Annotated in this window: 4 protein-coding genes; 3 read left to right on the top strand and 1 reads right to left on the bottom strand. The window is 66.3% G+C overall.

The window, feature by feature from the left end:
- The 3 genes from EOA33_RS27885 to EOA33_RS27875 all read left to right on the top strand — a co-directional run.
- Nucleotides 1-1,161 (top strand): aspartate aminotransferase family protein (locus EOA33_RS27885; protein WP_145989312.1); only part of this gene is annotated, 1,161 nt, incomplete at its 5' end.
- Between the two features lie 46 nt (nt 1,162-1,207).
- Nucleotides 1,208-2,593, top strand: a complete 1,386-nt coding sequence (locus EOA33_RS27880) for a glutamine synthetase family protein (RefSeq protein WP_127407107.1) — start codon at nt 1,208-1,210, stop codon at nt 2,591-2,593.
- Nucleotides 2,594-2,646: 53 nt separating this feature from the next.
- Nucleotides 2,647-3,309, top strand: coding sequence for a UdgX family uracil-DNA binding protein (locus EOA33_RS27875; protein WP_127407106.1), 663 nt, complete (start codon nt 2,647-2,649; stop codon nt 3,307-3,309).
- 191 nt (nt 3,310-3,500) lie between these two features.
- Here EOA33_RS27875 and EOA33_RS27870 read toward each other — a convergent pair.
- On the bottom strand, nt 3,501-3,716 hold a 216-nt coding region (locus tag EOA33_RS27870), incomplete at its 5' end, for an MOFRL family protein (RefSeq protein ID WP_281033562.1).

The following is a 3,716-nucleotide window of genomic DNA, read 5'->3' as shown; positions in this document are numbered from 1 at the left end:
ACCATCACCGACATCGACGGCAACCGGCTGGACGATTTCTGCCTCGGCGACACCGGTTCGATGTTCGGCCATTCGCCGCCGCCGGTCGCCCGCGCCATCCGCCGGCAGTCCGGGCGCGGCCTGACCTATATGCTGCCCAGCGAGGATGCGTTGGCCATCGGCCCGCTGCTCCAGCAGCGCTTCGGCCTGCCCTTCTGGCAGATTGCCACCACCGCGACCGACGCCAACCGTTTCGCGCTACGCGTTGCCCGCGCCGTCACCAACCGGGAGAAGATCCTGGTCTTCAACGGCTGCTACCACGGCTCGGTCGACGAGACGATGGTGCGGCTGATCGACGGCAAACCGGTGAACCGGCCGGGGCTCGCCGGCGAATTCCGCGATCTCACCCGGGCAACGAAGATCGTCGAATTCAACGACATCGCCGCGCTCGAAGCGGCGCTTGCGGACAGGGATGTCGCCTGCGTCATCACCGAGCCGGTGCTGACCAACTCCTGCATGGTGCTGCCGGAACCGGGCTTCCACGACGCGCTGCGGCGCCTCACCCGTGCCGCCGGCACGCTGCTCCTGATCGATGAGACGCACACCATCTCCACCGGCCCCGGCGGCTACACGAGGAAGCACGGGCTGGAGCCCGACCTCTTCGTGCTTGGCAAGCCGCTGGCCGGCGGCGTGCCGGCGAGCGTCTGGGGCCTGAGCGACGAGGTCGCCAGCCGCTACGCCGCCTACAACAGGGTGAAGGCGCCTGGCTATTCCGGCATGGGCACGACGCTGTCGGCCAATCCGCTGCAGTTCGCCACCATGCGCGCGGCGCTCGAGGAGGTGATGACCGAGGAAGCCTATGCCCGCATGGACCGGCTGGCGCGGCGGCTGGATGCCGGGCTGACGGCCGTCATCGACCGCTACCGTCTGCCCTGGCATGTCGCCCGCGTCGGCGCCCGGGTCGAGTTCATCTGTGCCCCGGGCCCGCTGCGCAACGGCGGCGAGGCGGAGGCGGCGCACGCGCCGGAGCTGGAGGCCGCCATCCACGTCGCGCTGGCCAACCGGGGCGTTCTGATCGCGCCCTTCCACAATATGATGCTGATCTCGCCGGCCACGACGGCGGCTCAGGTCAACAGGCTGATCACCGCTTTCGCGACGGTTGCGGCAAGGCTTGCGGCATGAGACAAGCAGCGGAAGATTGGCGGCCAGGCCAAAGCAGAGTTCGATCATGACCTCACCTTCGGGCTCGACGCCCCGCGAGGCGAAAGCCTTTCTCGATGCCCACCCCGAAATCGAGGCCTTCGACATCGTGCTCACCGACGCCAACGGCATCGGCCGTGGCAAGATCGTGCGCCGGCACGAGCTGATGGGCATTTTCGAGGCCGGCCGGCACCTGCCGATCTCGATTCTCGGCCTCGACATCACCGGCGAGGACGTGCACGAGACCGGCCTGGTCTGGGACACCGGTGATGGCGATCTGAGGGCATGGCCAATCCCCGGCACGCTGGTGCCGCTGTATGGCACCAACCCGCCGCGCGGCCAGGTGCTGATGGCGATGCACCATCTCGACGGCCAGCCGATGTCGTCCGATCCCCGCCTGGCGCTCAAGCGGCAGGTCGAGCGCCTGGCGGCCAAGGGGCTGCGTCCGGCCGGCGCCTTCGAGCTCGAATTTTTTCTTCTTGCCAATGAGCGCGATGCCGACGGCAAGGTGCAGCCGGCGCATGCCGTGCTCGACGGGCGCCGCTCGGCCAAGACCGAGGTCTATTCGGTTGACCATCTGCACGGCATGGAGCCGCTGTTTTCCGACATCTATGCCGCCGCCAGCGCACAAGGCATCCCGGCCGAGACGGTGATTTCCGAATATGCGCCCGGCCAGTACGAGCTGACGCTCAACTACCGCAAGGATGTGATGCGGGCAGCTGACGACCTCGTCATGCTGAAGCGGCTGGTCAGGGCGCAGGCGCGCCGCCACGGTGTCACCGCCTGCTTCATGGCCAAGCCGATCGAGAAATACGCTGGCTCTGGCATGCATTTCCATGTTTCGCTGCAAGATGATGCCGGAAAAAATGTGTTTGCCGAAGCCGGTGGCGAGAGCTGGTCGCCGCCGCTGCTGCAGGGTCTCGGCGGCCTGATCCAGACCATGGCGGAATCCATGCTGGTGTTTGCGCCGCATGCCAATTCATGGCGGCGCTTCGTTTCGCAATCCTACGCGCCGGTGGCGCCGACCTGGGGCGTCAACAACCGTTCGGTGGCGCTGCGCGTGCCGGCTGGCGACGCCAGGAACCGCCGCATCGAGCACCGTCCGTCGGGTGTCGACGCAAACCCTTATCTCGTAGCCGCGACCGTGCTCGCCGGGATTGTGAAAGGCATCGAGGAAGGGCTCGACCCCGGCCCGGAAACCACCGGCAACGGCTACGAAGCGGCCGTAACGCGCACCACCATGCCGGTGGACTGGCGCGCTGCGATCGAGGCGGCGCGGGCGTCCGATTTCCTGAAAGAGGCGCTCGGCCCCGATCTGCACCGGACATTCGTCGCGATCAAGCAGGCCGAATATCTGCGCGTCGCCCGCACTGTCAGCGAGCTGGACTACCACCTGTATCTGCACGAGGTGTGAGCGGAACCATCGCCCGCCCCGTCCATTTCACCCTGGAATGGATGAGGCATGGGATGGCCGCCACGAACCAGGCAAAGGCACCAGTCAGGCGCGGGTTGGACGATGCCAAACCGGTCCTTGGCGAGGATGCTTCGATAGCCGAACTGCGCGCTGCGGCGAAGCCCTGTCGCCGCTGCCCGCTGTGGCGCGACGCCACCCAGACGGTGTTCGGCGAGGGACCTGAGAATGCCGAGGTGATCTTCGTCGGCGAACAGCCGGGCGACCAGGAGGATGTGGCCGGCAAACCATTCGTCGGCCCGGCAGGAAGGATCCTCGACGCCACGCTGAACGATGCCGATATCGAGCGGCGCAAAACCTACGTCACCAATGCGGTGAAGCATTTCAAGTTCGAGCCGCGCGGCAAGCGCCGCATCCACTCCAAGCCGAATGCCGGTGAGATCCAGGCCTGCCGTTGGTGGCTGGACAGGGAACTCGATCTCATCCAGCCAAATCTGGTGGTGGCGCTCGGCGCGACCGCGGCGCAGGCGCTGCTCGGCAAGGCGGTGCCGGTGACGAAGATGCGCGGCGAGGTGATCGAGCGCGAAGACGGCCTGCGCGTCTTCATTACCATCCACCCATCCTTCATCCTGCGCATCCGGGAGCAGGAAGACAAGGAAGCCGAGCGGGAACGATTCCTCAAGGATATGAGAGAGGTGAAGCGGCTGATGGCGGTTTGATCAATTATGCTTCGGTGCGCCTCTTCGGATGCCCTCATTCAACTTTGATTGAAAAGCATCGACAGGTTCGCGCCGCCCCTCATTGCCCCTTCGTAGCCAGCTGCCTTCTCCCCGTCACTATACGGGGAGAAGGTGCCGGCAGGCGGATGAGGGGCAGCGCCGACGCTTGCGCAAGGGCAATGCGGCGCGCGTTAACGGACGAGAATCGCCCTTAAATCATTGACGTTCGTGCCCGTCGGCCCCGGCACAAAAAGATCGCCGATCGCATTGAAGGCCGTCCAGGCATTGTTGCCGGCGAGCATCGCCTTGGCGTCGATGCCGGCGGCGCGCATGCGCGCCACCGTCGAGCCATCGGCGAAGGCGCCGGCATTGTCCTCCGAGCCGTCGATGCCGTCGGTGTCCGCCGC

Origin of the sequence: Mesorhizobium sp. M4A.F.Ca.ET.050.02.1.1 (genome assembly GCF_003997725.1) — a bacterium.
In the GTDB taxonomy this organism is placed as follows: Bacteria; Pseudomonadota; Alphaproteobacteria; order Rhizobiales; family Rhizobiaceae; genus Mesorhizobium.
Note: the sequence above shows the minus strand (reverse complement) of the source record. Positions and strands in the feature narration are given on the sequence as shown.